At 65.5% G+C, this 14,792-nt stretch carries 14 protein-coding genes; 8 read left to right on the top strand and 6 right to left on the bottom strand.

From position 1 onward, the window contains the following. Positions 1–21: 21 nt before the first annotated feature. Together OHO83_RS15310 and OHO83_RS15305 are read right to left on the bottom strand one after the other, a co-directional pair. Positions 22–2,283 (bottom strand): hypothetical protein, encoded by a 2,262-nt coding sequence (locus tag OHO83_RS15310; protein WP_266674772.1) that lies wholly within the window; start codon positions 2,281–2,283, stop codon positions 22–24. Further along, positions 2,283–2,786, bottom strand: a complete 504-nt coding sequence (locus tag OHO83_RS15305) for a hypothetical protein (RefSeq protein ID WP_266674774.1) — start codon at positions 2,784–2,786, stop codon at positions 2,283–2,285. Before OHO83_RS15305 ends, OHO83_RS15310 begins: the two co-directional genes overlap by 1 nt. A gap of 650 nt (positions 2,787–3,436) precedes the next feature. On the opposite strand from OHO83_RS15305, the gene OHO83_RS15300 reads away from it, so the two are divergent. From OHO83_RS15300 to OHO83_RS15265, 8 genes are all read left to right on the top strand, one after another. Then, entirely contained in the window at positions 3,437–3,841 is a 405-nt protein-coding gene (locus OHO83_RS15300; protein ID WP_266674776.1) for a hypothetical protein, read from the top strand. Further along, positions 3,838–4,713, top strand: a complete 876-nt coding sequence (locus OHO83_RS15295; RefSeq protein WP_266674778.1) for a hypothetical protein — start codon at positions 3,838–3,840, stop codon at positions 4,711–4,713. The genes OHO83_RS15300 and OHO83_RS15295 overlap by 4 nt, the downstream gene beginning before the upstream one ends. Before the next feature lie 352 nt (positions 4,714–5,065). Then, positions 5,066–5,542 (top strand): hypothetical protein, encoded by a 477-nt coding sequence (locus tag OHO83_RS15290; RefSeq protein WP_266674780.1) that lies wholly within the window; start codon positions 5,066–5,068, stop codon positions 5,540–5,542. A gap of 92 nt (positions 5,543–5,634) precedes the next feature. Beyond that, positions 5,635–7,263, top strand: coding sequence for a WXG100 family type VII secretion target (locus OHO83_RS15285; RefSeq protein ID WP_266674782.1), 1,629 nt, complete (start codon positions 5,635–5,637; stop codon positions 7,261–7,263). Between the two features lie 98 nt (positions 7,264–7,361). Beyond that, complete coding sequence (locus OHO83_RS15280) at positions 7,362–8,564, top strand: S8 family serine peptidase (RefSeq protein WP_266676681.1); 1,203 nt, start codon at positions 7,362–7,364, stop codon at positions 8,562–8,564. A 96-nt stretch (positions 8,565–8,660) separates the two neighbouring features. Beyond that, on the top strand, positions 8,661–8,999 hold the full coding sequence (locus OHO83_RS15275; RefSeq protein WP_266674784.1) for a WXG100 family type VII secretion target: 339 nt from the start codon (positions 8,661–8,663) through the stop codon (positions 8,997–8,999). A 59-nt stretch (positions 9,000–9,058) separates the two neighbouring features. Next, entirely contained in the window at positions 9,059–9,358 is a 300-nt protein-coding gene (locus OHO83_RS15270) for a WXG100 family type VII secretion target (RefSeq protein WP_266674786.1), read from the top strand. A 189-nt stretch (positions 9,359–9,547) separates the two neighbouring features. Then, the gene (locus tag OHO83_RS15265) at positions 9,548–10,960 is read left to right on the top strand and encodes an outer membrane protein assembly factor BamB family protein (RefSeq protein ID WP_266674788.1); all 1,413 of its coding nucleotides are present in this window, start codon (positions 9,548–9,550) and stop codon (positions 10,958–10,960) included. 220 nt (positions 10,961–11,180) lie between these two features. Here OHO83_RS15265 and OHO83_RS15260 read toward each other — a convergent pair whose 3' ends face one another. The 4 genes from OHO83_RS15260 to OHO83_RS15245 all read right to left on the bottom strand — a co-directional run bounded on the left by OHO83_RS15260 (position 11,181) and on the right by OHO83_RS15245 (position 14,723). After that, the gene (locus OHO83_RS15260; RefSeq protein ID WP_266674790.1) at positions 11,181–11,513 is read right to left on the bottom strand and encodes a DUF397 domain-containing protein; all 333 of its coding nucleotides are present in this window, start codon (positions 11,511–11,513) and stop codon (positions 11,181–11,183) included. Between the two features lie 155 nt (positions 11,514–11,668). Next, positions 11,669–12,157, bottom strand: a complete 489-nt coding sequence (locus OHO83_RS15255) for a hypothetical protein (protein ID WP_266674792.1) — start codon at positions 12,155–12,157, stop codon at positions 11,669–11,671. Positions 12,158–12,204: 47 nt separating this feature from the next. Further along, on the bottom strand, positions 12,205–14,274 hold the full coding sequence (locus OHO83_RS15250; protein WP_266674794.1) for a hypothetical protein: 2,070 nt from the start codon (positions 14,272–14,274) through the stop codon (positions 12,205–12,207). After that, a complete protein-coding gene (locus tag OHO83_RS15245) occupies positions 14,274–14,723 on the bottom strand; it encodes a hypothetical protein (RefSeq protein WP_266674796.1) in 450 nt (149 codons plus the stop codon). The genes OHO83_RS15250 and OHO83_RS15245 overlap by 1 nt, the downstream gene beginning before the upstream one ends. Between the last annotated feature and the right edge of the window lie 69 nt (positions 14,724–14,792).

The following is a 14,792-nucleotide window of genomic DNA, read 5'->3' as shown; positions in this document are numbered from 1 at the left end:
GTGCCGGTGAGTCGCGCGGCATCAGTCGGGGATCTCGGTGTCGAGGTCCTTGGCCATCGCGTGGATGTCGGTGTTGGCGTCGTTGAAGCCCGTCGCGGTGCCTTCGCTGACCCAGGTGTCGATCTGGTCCGAGTAGCCCGCGTGGTGCGCCTTCGCGGCCTCGGTGGCCGCCGCGTAGTTGACGTTCGTGGTGGTGTCCTTGATCGTCTCCCACCGCGTCGCGATGTCGTGCCCGGCTTCGGAGCGGTACTGGCCCGAGTCGTCCTTGAAGAACGCCTCCATCACCACCGATGTCACGGTGCCCGCGGCCCCGCCCGCGGCCGCGCCGACCACGGGGGAGGCGATGAAGCTCGTACCGATGCCGACACCCGTACCGACGATGCCCGAGATGACGTTCTTCTTCTGGCTGACGGCGTAGTCGAAGTCGCCGTCCTTCTCGTTCGCCGGGCCGAGCACCGCTTCCTGCCGGCCCTGGGCCAGCAGACCGCTGAACTCCCCGGACTTGCGCGACAGGCTGGTGATCGTGTCCTTCGCGTCGTGCGGGTAGCGCTGGTCCTCGGGGAGGTCGGGGTTCAGGTGGTAGTCCATCAGGTTGGCGGTGTACGCCTTCTCGCCGACGCTCAGCGCGCTGTACCCCTCCGGGTTCTGGCTCGCGGTGACCAGGAAGCGGGACACGGCGCTGTGATCGAGCTTCGCGTCCGCGCCGTCGTTCGGGTACAGCAGGTTCCATCCGGACTTGTCGCCGTTGCCGACCGTGGGGCCGTCGGCCATCGCCCGGTGGATGTCCGGCAGGTACTCGGACCCGATCTGCCCGATGCTGTCCGACATGTAGTCGTGGTCCTTGAGGCGGTTCGGGTCCTCGGAGATGGAGTTGACGAGGTCCCGCATCAGTCCGGCCTGATCGGCGGTGTGCGCCGGAGTGTCCGCCGTCGGCAGCTCGCCCGCCGGATGCCCGGTCGTCCCCGCCTCCAGCGCCAGGGCGAGGTTGTTGCGCCCGGTGTTGAGGTCGTCGCCGTGCATGTCGGACTCCTGAGGCCACTCCCGGTCCTCGAAGAGGTACTTGAAGTTGCTCGCCGCCGCCTTGTCGCCGTCCTTCGGCGTGTACTCCTCGTTGAAGAACGAGGTCGCCGCGTCAGGGCTGTTGGACAGGCCCTTCAGGTAGCCCGTGAGGGGATCGGAACCGCTGTCCTCGCCGATCCGGTTGAGCCAGGGGTCCATGCCCATGTGCTGCCACGCCATGTTGCGGTGCTCGCCGTCGCCGGTGAGCTTGCGCTCGGTGGCCATGAGCTTGGTGCCGTAGTCCTCCATGAACCGGTCGTCGTAGTCGCCGGTCCGCATGAGGTTGCTCATGACCTGGAAGCCCATCGGTCCGCCACGATCGCCGTAGAGCGGCTTGTCGCCCAAGTCGATCATCTTGGACTTCCACTCGTACATCGCCGTCGAGTCGCTCTGCGTCGCGTGGGCCAGGGACATGCCGAGGTTGCGCTGGAGGTCGTCGAACTGGTCGAGCCGCTCGTGCCCCAGCTCGTAGTTGCCCCGGGCCGGGTCGTTGATCCCCGTCCAGAACTCAAGGATCTTCTGCGGGCCGACCTTCGTGGCGAACCGCTCGGAGAACAGCTCGTCGTTCGCGTACTTCTTGAACCCGGCGTTGAGCCGGTCGAACTCCTCGACCGACAGGTCCTTCGGGTCCTTCTGCGCGAGCTTCGCCAGCTCGTCGGCTTCCTTGACGGCCGCGGCCGCGGAGTCGCGGTCCGAGTAGTTCGCGTCGGAGAAGCCCATGGACGTCTGGTTGACCAGCAGCTTCAGGACCGTGGTGGCCGTGTTGTCGCTCTCGCTCGCCCCGTCGACGATCTTCTGGATCTCGTTGCGGACCCCGGTGACGTCGCCGTCGGTCGGCTTGGGGTCCTTGGCGTCGTCCTTGGCGCGCACGGTGAAGCCGCCGTTGCCCGACGCCGTGACGCTGATGTCCTTCGTGCCCGCGTTCTGTATCGCCGTCGTGAGACTGCCGTGATACGTCCTGAGTTCACCCGCGGTGTCCCGGAGAATGTCGTAGATCGACTTCGCCTGGGTGTGCGCGTCGTCGAATTCGCCGACCGTTTTGCCGATGAATTCCTTGGAGACCGTGGCATTCGCGCCGGCCCAGACGGCCTTGCTCGCGGACGCCTTCATGCCCGTACGGGCTTCCTTCGCGAGCGCGTCGAGATTCTTGACCATCGTCGACCAGTCCTCGACGGCGTCGTCGAGGAGCTTGAAGTTGGCGTGGAGGAGCGCCTCGAAATGCATCAGTCGTCCTTCTTCTTCGGCTCGCCGTACACCGGGTTCTTCTTGCCGGGGTCACCGACGCGCTCGTCGAAACCGGCGTCGAGCATGTCGATGCTGCTCATCTGGCGCCGGATGAAGTCCTCGTCGTCCCCGTGCAGCTTCTTGGTGCGGTGCATGTGGTTGGCGATCTGCGCGGTGGCGTCCATCAGCGAGCGGAGCTGCTCCTCCCAGCGGTTCGACACCTCCTGCAGGCCCCCGCCCAGCGAGAAGCCCTGCTTCGTGAGGTCCGACGCCGCCGAGTCGCTGCTGGGTACGGCCACACGGGCCTTGTCCCACATCTGGCCGTACAGCTTGTTGGCGTCCGAACCGACCTTCTCGAGGTCGCCGTGCCCGACCGCGAGGTCGCCGTACTGGGAAGGGGGTGGGCCGCCGCCCTCGTCGTCCGGTACGCGGTTCAGCTGCATCTGCGTCGACTGACGCCCCGCCGCCTCGGTCTTCAGCTGCTCCCACTCGTCCCACGCCATGGGTGAGCTCCTTCCCCCGCGTGCGCGCACCGGATACTGCCGTTGGACGACAGTCGTCGGGTCAAGTTAGCAACTCGGCCCCGAGGAGTGGGCACTCGTACCGGCGCCCGGGACGCCATGCAAGTGAAGGTCTTGTGGACAGCGCGAGTTGTAGGCGTGCGTCCGCAATGGCGGACCGTGCGCGCTCGGTCCGCATCCGCTTCAATCCGCTCCCGCCCGGATCTCCGGACAATTCCCGTGATCGCGATAGGATCACTCGACGACGCCCAGGTCGAGCGCGCGCTCGAACTCGCGACAAAGGGCCACAACATGAGTGAATGTCGAACTCCGTGAATTCAACCGCATCATGAAGTTCAACGGCGGTGAGAAGGACGGCCAGTTCGCACGGGCTTCTACAAGGGCCTCGGCGGTCCCGAGAAGACACTCGAGTTCTACGCGGACATCACCACGGACGGCACGGAGAAGGACGCGAGCAAGGTCCGTCTCGACGCCGTCAAGGACTTCCAGCAGGCCATGGGCCCGGCCCTCGCCAACGCCACGGTCCCGGACACGAAGAACCACCTGCCGGCGAGCTGGGACGACGACTCGGCAGCGACCCCGAACTGCTCAAGCACAACGGCGACTCGGGCGAGAGCGGCCCGCTGTACGCCATGAAGGACAGCCTCGGCGACGTCACCTCCGAGTACATGGGCGACTTCCAGCAGGCCATGTACGAGGAGAACGCCGGCAGCGACATGTTCCCGACCTTCGGAGCGGCCGCCGGCCTCGACCCCGGGCACGCCCAGAAGTTCCTCGGCGAAGCGGGCCAGGACCCGCATGCGTACTCGGCTGTCACCGCGACGCAGCAGGCGTACACGGCGGACGTGGTGAACGACGTCGTGAACGACCCCACCACGTCGAAGGCGTCGATGGACGGCCGCGTGCGTGACGCGGTGGCTCCGGGGGTGGCCATCGCGGGCATCATGAGCGACTCGCGCGCGGACGCCATTTACCGGTACACGCGGCGTCCGACGCGGATTTCAACGAGACCGCGGCCGACAAGGCGAAGTGGGTGAGCCGCATCCTGGGCATGGGCGTCGACAAGGCGGCCGAGCACGTTCCGATCCTGGGCGCGCCCATCGGATGGGCGTCGGAGGACATCCAGGAGAGCGTCATGAAGAGCATCGAGCAGGACACGACGACGGACGCCGAGCACCAGGCCGGCGGCGAGTACTCGCACGGCCGCTCGGAGGCGATCCGCTCCGCCCAGGACGCCGTCGACAGCGCCGTGCGCCACAACCCGAAGATCGACACGCAGACGGCGGACGCCCTGCAACGCGCCGCACGCACTGAGCCGGCATCAGCCATTCGGACGGAGCACAGTGGAACTCGGAAAGCCATCACTGAGGCCGGCCCGCGGGGTGCGGCTCCTGCCTCTGGCCGCCGTCACCGTCGTGATGGTGGCGGCGGCAGCGGGATGCGGCGACTCGGCCGAGCGGGAGTACGCGTGCCGTCCTCGCTGTGCGGCATTCACATCAAGGCGGCGACGCTTACGCCCTTGCTGCCGCCCGGTAAGCACGTCGCCGTGAAGCCGGACACCCCCGTCCCCGACGCCATCAGGACCTGCGAGGTCGTCGTGGACAAGAAGGTCGTGCTGCCGTCGAACGCGAGCGACGCGAACCGGGAGCGGGCGGCGCGTGACATCGCCGTGGACCAACTCTCCGCCCACGAGCCCAGATCCGCGGCGGCCCGCACGATCGCGTACACGGACTCGGCCGCCGTATCCATCACCCGGTGCACCGCCCAGGACGTGGTCGAGGAGGACATCTCCACCGTCATCAGGGTCCTCGAACCGGGCCGCAAGGATGAATCGGCGCTCAAGAACTTGATCGTGGAATACACGGCGGCGCTGAGGAAGTCTTCGCGTTGCGAAGTGAAATCAGGCTGAATTGTTGAACGCCGCCTCCCCTGCGTTCCCCGCCTTCCCCGTAGTCATGATGGTGAAGATTTCATGGAGGAATTGTTCGCCTGCCGGAGAGGGCGCGGGGCCCCGTGAGGCCGGCGTCCGTGCGCGAGCATCACGACCTCTGGCCGGGCGTCGAGAGCGCGTCGGCGAGATGAGAAGATTGCACCGAAAGCGCGATACGGGAAGAGCGTTTCGTAACTGACTTAACACATAGGTCAGTTGGTTCGGTTGTACAGGGTGACTACAGTGGTAAAGGCGCGATGAGGGACGCTCGCGCCACCGCGCTCCGGGCGCGGACTGAAGGACCGACGGGGAACGGGGAAGGGGACACGTCATGCTGCCTGCGGACATGGCGATGGGCGGGGTCTCGGCTGCGGCCGCTGCGGACCTGAAGGTCGGTGCGGGAGTACTCAAGACGTTCAAGCAGCGCGTCGACACGCTGTTGAGCGAGTTCGAGGGCTCGGACGGAGCGCCGTCCAAGGTCGGTGGCCAGCGGATCGCGCCGACCTCCCTGCGTGGCGCGGGTACGAAGTTCCCCGAAGCCGACAGTCTCTACGCGCAGTACAACATCGTTCACGAACGACTCACCTCCCTGTCGAAGACGCTCAGTCTCCAGATCGAGGCGATGGGCATCGCCGCGCATGGCGCGGAGGTCGGCTACGGCAACATCGAGGACGAACAGCGACGCCGGTTCTGGGCCATCCAGTCGAAGATCGAGCATGACCAGCAGGCTGCGGAGCGCGAGAAGGCGGGCGCGCCCGAGCAGCCGAGGAACGACAAGAAGCAGTCGAAGAAGGGATTCGGGCTGTGACTGGGCAGGACGACTGGGACAAGCTGTCGGGCCAGGAGCAGAGCAACGTCCAGGTCGGCGTCACCGACATGACCAGTCGGGTGTCCGAGCTCATGCACGACGCGTTCGGGTTCGGCAGGATGCGGGCCCCTGAACAGTCCAACTTTGAGGGCCATGACCTCAACGACATGATCGACATCGTTGAGAACACGAACCCGTCAGACCTCGAGAGCGCCGGCGAGGCTCTGTGGAAGGCACAGAAGGCCATCTCGGACGCGGCGACCGAACTCCGCGGTCACTTGACGGCCGCCGAGGACGACTGGAAGGGCGAGGCGGGCAAGGCCTTCCAGATCTGGGGCAAGGGACTCGCCGGACACGCGGACGCTCTCGCCGACTACGCGAAGGCCGCGGGCGTTCAGATCACGTCCGCCGGCACGGGCCTGGCGTCCGTTCGCAGCGCCATGCCGCCGCGGGACAGCCGTCTCGTGCGGAAGTCGGTCGCCGACATCCCGGTGGTAGCGCGGGTCGAGACCAACGACGAGTACACCGCGGCCACGAAGGTTGAGGGCCATCGCCAAGAGGCCATCAACCAGATGAACCGGCTGTCGTCGTTCTACGTCGTCTCCGAGGAGTCGCTCAAGGGCCTGGAACCTCCCACGTTCGAGGCGATGCCCAATGTGGGGGTACCGAAGCCGTCGGGGGGCGACGCTACCCCGATTGACTCCAGGGCACCTCGGGGCGCGACGCAGCATCATGCGTCGAGCATCGATGGCACGGTAGAGCAACGCCACACGACCGGCATCCCGCACGCGGACATCGGCTTGCAACCGGTCAAGGACGTTCCCGACTCGATCACCCGGCCGGCCCCAGAAGTCGGAACGGCAATCGACAGCGTCGACACGCTTCCTCAGCAGACGCCGACTCCTGTGACCAGCACCACCACCCCGACGACGCCGACAACCAGCCCGCAAGGTGTCCCGCTTCCTCCTTATGCCCAGGGGGTGCCAAATCCCCTGGGCAAGGGTCCTGTGGGACGAGCGTTCGGTACGACCGGCATGCCGAGGAATCCAGCGACCGCACAAGGACGAGCCGGAACCCCCGGACCTGCTACGGCTCGAGGCCTGGGCCAGAGCGGCACCAACCCAATGGGGCGCCCCAACGCGACCGGCCAGGCCGGCGCCAAGGGCGGCCTGCCCGGCGGCCGTCCGCCGACCATGGGGCGCGGAGTCACCGGCGGTATGCCTAAGTCCGGCGGAACCCCGGCCGGCCGCCAAGGCATGGGGCCGACCGGCGCGGGCCGGAGCAACGGTGGCGTCATAGGTGGAAAGCCCACTTCGACCGGTGCGACCGCGAAGACAGGTCCCAAGGTGCCGAGAGGCACGGTCATCGGGGGCGAGGGCGCTGCTGGTTCGCGTTCTTCGACGGGCGGAATCAGCCAGCGGGGCGTCGTGGGCGCGGCGGGCACCACGAACGGCAACGGCAGGAGCCAGACGCCGGGGCGCGGCTCCATTGGCAACTCCGACGGCGTGACCGGTGCTCCTGTGGGACGCAACTCCCCCTCCCGCGCGGGCAGGAAAGGCTTCACCGCAGGCGGCTCCGGCCTCGTCCGGGGGCCCGAGGGCAACCAGAGTTCCGACCAGGAAGAGGGCGAGGGCGTACTGCGGCCCGACCACCTGGTCGGGGACGATCAGACCCATCTCCCCAAGAAGCCGCAGCGCGATGTGCCGCCGGTGATCGACTAAGCATGAGCGAGGACAGACGAAGCATGAAGTCAGGGATCAGCCGACGCGGCAGATGGACTGTGCCCTTCCTGGGGCGGGTAGGGAGACGCGCGTCCGTGGTGGGCGTCGCGCTTGGCGCTCTTGCCGTCATGTCCACCGGGCTGGCCCCGAGCGCCGTTGCCGACGACGTGCACGCCAAGCAGTGGTACTTGGACGACATGCTGGCCCAGCGGCTGTGGAAGGTGAGCACGGGCAAGGGCATAAAGGTCGCGGTGGTCGACTCCGGCGTCAACCCTTCGACCCCTTCCTTGAAGGGCAAGGTGCTGTCGGACGACGTGCCTGCCGCCGCATCGTACGGAGCCACGCGCGACTATGACGGTCACGGCACCACCATGGCGGAGCTCATCGCAGGTTCCGGGGCCGGCGGGGGGCTTCAGGGGCTCGCTCCCGGGGCGAGGATCATTCCGGTGCGGACTCAGCTCACCACGTTGAAGGGCAAGGCCGAGCGCAAGAAGACCGCTTCGGTCCCCGCCGCGATCAGGGCCGCTGCCGACAGCGACGCTCAGATCATCAACCTCTCGATCGGGCGTGAGTACGGGGATGACGCCATGGAGAGTGCCGTCAAGTACGCCGCGAAGAGGGGCAAACTGATGTTTGCTGGCGTCGGGAACAACGGCGACAAGGACAACTTCATCGGCTACCCGGCCGCGTATCCGGAAGTAGTCGGAATCGGGGCCTCGGACGAATCGGGAACGGTCGGTAAGTTCTCCGAGTCCGGTGATTACATCGACCTCGCCGCTCCCGGCGTAGACGTACCCGTCTGGTGCGACCCGACCTTCAAGCAGTACTGCCCCAGTAAGGGTACGAGCCAGGCAACCGCCATCGCCTCCGCCTCCGCCGCCCTCATCTGGTCGGCGCACCCCAAGTGGACGGCCAGCCAGGTACTCCGGGTCCTGATCGACACTGCCGGTCGTGACTGGCCCAGGAACCAGCCGAGCAAGTATCTCGGCTACGGACTGATCAGGCCCGCCCAGAACTTGATCGCAGGCAAGGGAAGCCCGGGCGCTCCCGATGTCGATCCGATCACCAACCAGAAGACGCCAGTTGCCGGTTCCACTACCAGCGCTACCCCCTCCACCTCCGTACCAGCCTCGTCACAGCCCCCGAAATCCACTTCAGGCGGCGAGACCTCGGCGGCAGGATCTAGTGCGAAGTCCTCTGACAGCAATGACCAGTTGTGGATTGCCCTCGGAGCCGCTGCCGCGGTGGTGGTGCTCGGGGGCGGGGCGTTCGCGGTGGTGCGGGCCAAGCGCTCCAGCTGAGCGCGGTGTCACGACATTTGCCGAGCGGGGCAGATCCATTCCCCGCGAGACAACATCCGGAAAGTTCCAGCAGTAATCAGGAGAGGAAGGCCGAACATGGCAGACGGACAGCGGCTCTCAGACGATGAGATGGTGCGGCTCGAGCGCAAGATCGCCGAAAAGTTCGACAACATCAAGTCCACGGTGCACCGCCTTCAAGGGACGATCGACAGCCTGGAAGGCAACTGGAAGGGCATCGGCGCGAACGCCTTCAACACGAAGCAGCACGAGATCAACACGTCGATGAAGAACATCGGCAACATCCTCGTGAAGTTCATCGACGCCATGACCGGTACTCGGAAGATCAAGGACGACTCCGAGGACAAGGTGCGCCAGGAAGTCAACAAGATCAACGTGTACGACGGCGCCCCGAAGTCCACGCTCAGCGGCTACTAAACCCCCGGGTTGTCGCGCGTCAGCAGTTAACGAAACCACGGGAGATGGAGAAGTAGATCATGGCTCTGAACCACGACGAGATGGTCGTCAAGTACGGCGCTCTCGACACTGCGGCCACCGAGATCGGAAACATGGCCAAGCAGCTCGATGCCGACCTGGAGGAGATCAAGCAGCTGGTCGCCGGCACGGTCGCCTACTGGGAGGGTGAAGCCCAGAGCAAGTACGGCGAAGAGCAGCAGAAGTGGGACAAGGAAGCTCGCGACATCCACCAGGCCCTGCAGAGCATCGGTCACGTGGTGCACCTGGCCGGCGGTGACTACATGGGCGGCGACAAGAAGGCCGCCAGCTTCTTCCTGTAGAGGGAAAAGTACGGATGCGGGGTGGGCGCGCGCGGGAGGCGCCCACCCCGTCCTATTGGTCCGACTGGCGGAACATCAAGCACCGGTTCACGCTCGTCGTTGAAGGGAAAGCAGTTCATGTCATTCGGGCCGGCGCCCTCTCCGTTCACGCAGTCTCTGCGCGCGGCAAAGGATCGCAAAAAGCAGCGCGTGAAGCGTTGGCTGACCATCTGCGGCGTTCTCATCGTCGTGACCGGCGTTGGCTCATGGTTCATGTGGGGTGGAAGCCCGGCGGCGAATGACGCAAAGTCGAGCAACGCGCCCAGTGCTGCCCGGCAAGCCCCCGATGAGGTGAGCGAGGCTGATGGGAAGACCCCGGTCACCCCTGAAGCCCGCATGGCAGTCGAGTACAACGACAAGAAGCTGAAGCCGGGCGATAGCTCCTACCTGCCCGGCAGTTGGGCTACAGCCAAGACGTTCGCCATGGCACAGGGAAGTACACTCACGGGGTACCGATTCAGGCAATGGGACCCCATCTGGAGCACCAGGTTGAGTGGTGCCATCTGCTCGACGACGCGGCACGTGACAGTCGATGGCCGAACTGCCGTCGTTGCTCAGTCTGGCCGTGGGGGCAAGGCAAACGCCAAGTCCGCATGCAACTTGCTCGTGGTATTCAACGTGAACACCGGCAAGAAAATGTGGGAAGTGACGCTGCCGCACTCCGACAATGCTTACGCGACCAATATGAACGTGACACTGACGCGGGGCGTCGCCGTGGCGGCCTGGGGATCGGGCTCGGCAGCGTACGACCTGCGTCAGGGCAAGAAGCTCTGGGAGACTCCAGGGAGGGAAGCCTGCAACGACAGCGGTTTCGCGGGCGGACGTGACTTGCTGGCGCTACAGACCTGCGGAAGCCCTGATGACGACACCTCATATCGCGTCCAGAAGATTGACCGACGTACAGGAAAGCCCGAGTGGACGTACCAGGTGTCTCGGGGTGTCGGGGCAACCTACCTGGTGTCGTCGAATCCACCGGTAATCGCTGTCGCTGCAGGCGCGGACACAGTGACGGACCTCATCGCTCTTGACGCGCACGGCAAGCACAGATCGACGATGGCGCTGGGAGTTGACCGCTACGTCACGGACTGTGGTGGCTCACTCTTCGGGACTGTGGAATCCTGCCACTCGGTGATCGTGGGGAGCCGTCAAGTATTCGTGGGAGGAAAAGCATCCATCGACGCCCTCTTCAGCGACCGTCCCGCGAACTCGATTACCGCCTTTGACCTGCATTCGGGGAAGCCTCTTCGTAAGCTCAAGTCTAAGGCTCGCCGGGCCATGTATCCCGTCCAGATGAGCGGTGACAGGCTCCTGGCATTCAGAGCAAGTGACGACAACCGAGCGCCGTCGGCGGTCGTGAGTATCGACCCGAAGACGGGCACGGAACGTCCCTTTCTCCTGTTCGAGATGCCTTCTGAGATGGCGGCGCTCGGAGAGCCGGAGTCGCTAAACATGAGAGTCAGCAACGGACGGGTTTTCTTCGCGTTCAAGGAGATTCACGCGCCAGACAAGGCTGACGAATCGGGTCTCGTTCCAGGCGTTGTTGGTTACGAAAGCGCCGGCTAGGAAGCTGGACTTGGCTTTCATCTCCCTGCGCTGGGGCGTAGGGAGATGCGGGGCGTCAAACGTGCCGGGCGAGCAGAGGACCGGTAAAGCGGACCCTGTAGCCCGAACCCCTTGCTCTGTTTTTAGGCGCTGTCGAAAGTTGGCCAACACGGTCAGCCGCAGCGGCGGACGGAGAATCCGCTGCCGATAGCAGCGCCCACGTGTGATGCCAGAGGCTTCCTCACCCCGCGTCCGGCCCCGCCGCATCCTCCAGATCGAACTCCCCGTCCCGAGCCCCCAGCACGAACGCCGTCCACTCCGCCTCCGTGTAGCGGAGCACGGTCTCGGGGTCCATCGAGGAGCGCATCGCCACGGCGCCGGCCGGCAGGTACGCGATCTCGACGCGCTCCTCGTGGTCCTCGGTGCCGGGAGCGCTGTGCCATTCGGCGCCGGAGATGTCGAGCGCGTAGAGCTCGTTCTTCTCCCGCTCCTTGCGCGCCTGGATCTCTTCGGGGGACTCCCCGGCGGTATTGCTTCCCACGCCCTGCGTGGCGCCCTGTGCTGCCTCGGCCATGATCCGGGGCCCCTTCCCGATGTACGTACATGCAGTGTGGTCAGCCTACTTGGGGCAGTCGAGCGTGCGCGGGGCGTAACGCGACTTGTGCCGCCCATTTCGGCAAGGCTCTCCGGTGCAGCCCGGCGCTCCGCGCTCCTGCTGCACCGGAGAGCTCAACTGCAGCCCACGCCCTTCATCGCCGCGGGAAGATACGCCTTCAGAAGGCGGCGCAACGCGTCGCGCCGCTCGGGCACATCCTGGATTGCCTGTTTCTTCAGCTCTATGTCAGCGACGAACTTCTGCTGCTTCCCGCCGTACACGCACCTGTCCACCGCGAGGGCTCCGCGGTCTGCGATGCGGGCATCCTGACCAATGTTCGCAGCGGCCGGATGGCCCAGTCCCCGCATGCCGCGCTCATTCACCGCGATGACATCGGTGCCTGCCGGAACCACGTCGCCGGAGACATGGATGACGAGATTCCCGTCGACCTTCAACTCGCAACGGGGTTGTGTGGGACCGAAGTTGTAATCGCGTTGAGTCAACTTCTTGCCGTCGGGGAGGAGCGGGGACAGCAGCTTGGATCCCACCTGGACGCCGCATGCGGCCTGCGGCACCGCATAGTCCCTTCCCGGCGAACCGGTGCATGCCGCTGCCGTGAACATCGCCAGGAGTGCTGCGACACCCAACGGCTTCGACAGTGCGCTCCGCCTCACTGATCGCCCGCCAGTCCCCGAGCCCGCGCGTTGCCGTCAAAGGCAGCCGCGTTGATCTCGTTGGTCAACGTGTAGGAATTGTTCTCGGTCTGGCCGGGGTTGGCCGTGGCCCAGATCTTCGCCAGGGATTCCAGCTGGCCTTCACGGCCTGTGAACGTCTTGCCGTTCTGCTGGTGGTTCTCGTCGTCGATGCGGCCCTGCTCGTCCTGCTGCCACTGGTAGGTCAGTGCGTCGACGCCGCGCTGTGCGGCGTCGCCGACCACCGGAATGAAGTTCACCGCGCCGCCGATGCCGTGGTAGGCCCACTTCGCCTTCCAGGACGGGTCTTCCTTGTCGGTGTCCAGCGCCTGATAGCGCGCCTCCTCCAGGAAGCCGACGGTCGCACCTGCGCGCTGCAGAGTCTCCTTGGGATCACTCGGGTGATCCGTGTTGATGTCGTGGACGATCTCGCGGTTCAGCCCGTCGTTCAGCAGCCCGTAGGAGTCCTGGTCACGGGAGATCTGCTTGGTCACTTCGAGGAGCTGGTGCCGGTCGAGTTGCCTGGGGTCGTCGGGATGGTCGGCCTGGGAACTCATCGTGTTGTGCGTTTCGTCCCCGTAGTTCACCAGGACCTTCGCCATGTCGTCGCGCATCTCGCGGGGGAAGTCGTCGCCGGTCTCGGACAGGTACTTGAGTGACCGGTCCAGGGCCTGGCGGTTCTCCGGAGTGTGCTCCACATACGTGGCGTTGGGATCGTTCGGATTCATGCCGCTCGTGGCTGCGAGAAGAGCCTTGCCGGTCGCGTCACGTGACTGATTCCCGTCCCCGTCGTCGAGCGGGGTGTCGTCGAACGGGTGCCGCTCCTTCAGCACCCATTCCGCGTTGTCCTGCGGATGCGTCTCGTTGAAGAACGCGGTCGCGGCGTCCGGACTGTTGGACAGGCCGGTCATGAAGCCCGTCATCGGATCACGGCCGAAGTCCTCACCGATGAAGTTCATCTTCGGCATCGGCGGCCCGCCGGCTCCCTGCCAGTAGTGGTCGGGGAGCTTCATCTTCTTCTCGGTCGCGACCAGCGCGTTGCCGTACTTGTTCATGAAGTCGTCGTCGTAGTTACCGGTCCGCATGATGTTGCTCATCAGCTGGAACCCGTAGACGTTGCTGCCCCTCGTGTGGACCGTCTGGCCCCCGAGGTCGACCATGCGGTCCTTCCAGGACTGCATGTCGGCCGAGTCGGACTGCGTCGCGCCGGCGAGCGTCATGCCGAGATTCTTCTGGAAGTCGCCGAGCTGGTCGTGACGGGCCCGCTGCAGATCACCGCCGTCCGAGGGGTCGGAGAGGTCCGCCCAGAAGTCGAGGGTGCCCTTGGGGCCGAGGGTCTTGGCGAACTCTTCCTGGAACAGCGGGTCGTTCTTGTACCTGGCCATGGAGGCGTTGAGCCGGTCGAACTCCTCGGGGGACATGTCGTCCCCCTTGTTCTTCATCAGGTTGGCCAGGTCATCGGCTTCCTTGATGGCCTTGGCGGCCCCGTCCCGGTCGCTGTAGTCAGCCCCGGAGAAGCCGTACGTGGCCTGGTCCACGATGAGATTGAGCGCCTTGGCGGCAGTGTTGTCGCTCTCCGTGGCGCCAGTCATGATCCGCTGCACCTCGTCGCGGAGGTCCGTTTCATCCTGCACCGTGTGATCAGGAACCGACGTGCCTTTCGCGGCGCGGTCAGGATGGATGTTCATGGTGACGGTGAATCCGCCGTTCCCGGAGTCCACCACCGTGAGGTTCTTCCTCATCCCGCGGTCTATCGCGTCGTTCAGCTGCTGCCGGTAGTCGATCAGTTCGCTACGGGTGTCGCCGAGGATCTTGGCTATGGAGTTGGCCTGCGTGTGCGCATCGGCGAACTCTCCTGCGGTCTTGTCCACGAACTCACGCGAGACCGTGGCGTTGGCGCCGTGCCAGTTCGCCTTGTCGGCCTTGGCCTTCAGATCACGCTCGGCGTCGTCCTGGAGGGACTTGAGGTTGGCGACCATTTCCTCCCAGTCGCCGACGGCCTCACCCAGGGCGGAAAAGTTGCCGTAACGGAGCGCATCGAGGTCCATCAGTTGCCTCGCTTCTCGTCAAAGCCCTTGTCCAGGGTGGAGATGCTGCTGATGACGCCGTAGATGTGCTCCTCGTCGCCCTTGTGCGCGCCCTTGGTGTAGTCGAGGTGGTTCGAGATGTGGGCGCAGGCGTCGAGGAGAGACTGCACCTGGTCCACCCAGCGCTCAGCCACATGGTCCAGGGCCTTGCCGACGGCGAACTCCGACTTGAGACCCCCAGCGGCCTTCATCGAGGAGATCCGGGCATGGTCGCTCTCCCGGTCCATGCGGGTGCGCAGCCGGAACGCCGCATCTCCGATTGCGGCCAGATCAGGAAAGTTGACCGTCAGGTCGCCCTGAGGATTCCCTCCACCGCCGCCGCCCGGATCGGCAAGCTGGTTCAACTGCATCTTGGCGTTCCCCTTGTGCAGGGCTTCCGCCTTGAGCTGCTCCCACTCGTCCCAGGCCACCGAATGACGCCTTCCCCCGTGTGATTGATGTGCTCCCGTACTGCCCGTCGCCCTCCTAGAGGGCGACGG

Source organism: Streptomyces sp. NBC_00569 (assembly GCF_036345255.1).
In the GTDB taxonomy this organism is placed as follows: domain Bacteria; phylum Actinomycetota; class Actinomycetes; order Streptomycetales; family Streptomycetaceae; genus Streptomyces.
Note: the sequence above shows the minus strand (reverse complement) of the source record. Positions and strands in the feature narration are given on the sequence as shown.

What these genes read in the sequence shown, in the direction of transcription:
- OHO83_RS15260 (WP_266674790.1), bottom strand. Translation starts at nt 11,513, where the DNA reads ATGGCCGAGGCAGCACAGGGCGCCACGCAGGGCGTGGGAAGCAATACC.
- OHO83_RS15270 (WP_266674786.1), top strand. Translation starts at nt 9,059, where the DNA reads ATGGCTCTGAACCACGACGAGATGGTCGTCAAGTACGGCGCTCTCGAC.
- OHO83_RS15305 (WP_266674774.1), bottom strand. Translation starts at nt 2,786, where the DNA reads ATGGCGTGGGACGAGTGGGAGCAGCTGAAGACCGAGGCGGCGGGGCGT.
- OHO83_RS15290 (WP_266674780.1), top strand. Translation starts at nt 5,066, where the DNA reads ATGCTGCCTGCGGACATGGCGATGGGCGGGGTCTCGGCTGCGGCCGCT.
- OHO83_RS15285 (WP_266674782.1), top strand. Translation starts at nt 5,635, where the DNA reads ATGCACGACGCGTTCGGGTTCGGCAGGATGCGGGCCCCTGAACAGTCC.
- OHO83_RS15250 (WP_266674794.1), bottom strand. Translation starts at nt 14,274, where the DNA reads ATGGACCTCGATGCGCTCCGTTACGGCAACTTTTCCGCCCTGGGTGAG.
- OHO83_RS15275 (WP_266674784.1), top strand. Translation starts at nt 8,661, where the DNA reads ATGGCAGACGGACAGCGGCTCTCAGACGATGAGATGGTGCGGCTCGAG.
- OHO83_RS15255 (WP_266674792.1), bottom strand. Translation starts at nt 12,157, where the DNA reads ATGTTCACGGCAGCGGCATGCACCGGTTCGCCGGGAAGGGACTATGCG.
- OHO83_RS15310 (WP_266674772.1), bottom strand. Translation starts at nt 2,283, where the DNA reads ATGCATTTCGAGGCGCTCCTCCACGCCAACTTCAAGCTCCTCGACGAC.
- OHO83_RS15300 (WP_266674776.1), top strand. Translation starts at nt 3,437, where the DNA reads ATGAAGGACAGCCTCGGCGACGTCACCTCCGAGTACATGGGCGACTTC.